The organism is Neobacillus drentensis, assembly GCF_036966985.1.
Taxonomy (GTDB): Bacteria; Bacillota; Bacilli; order Bacillales; family Cytobacillaceae; genus Neobacillus; species Neobacillus drentensis_E.
Map to the genome: position 1 here is coordinate 1 of NZ_JBALSN010000441.1, position 212 is coordinate 212.

At 33.5% G+C, this 212-nt stretch carries 1 protein-coding gene; it reads right to left on the reverse strand.

Features of this window, described 5'->3' with window-relative positions; all coding sequences use genetic code 11:
• On the reverse strand, positions 1–212 hold a 212-nt coding region (locus tag V7659_RS24700; protein WP_335542765.1), incomplete at both ends, for a cation:dicarboxylate symporter family transporter.

Here is a 212-nt window from a genome sequence, read left to right on the forward strand (position 1 = left end):
AATTACAAGAATACTAATCTTTCCGATATTTTTAGTTAACTTTAATTTCGTAAACGCTCCAACAATCGAAATAAACACAAGAGGCATAACAACCATTTGCAGTAGTTTTACATACCCCGTTCCAACGATCGCAAACCAATCGATGGACTTAACTGTAATGTTGGACGTTGTTCCATAAATAAGATGAATGATAAATCCAAAAACAATTCCCA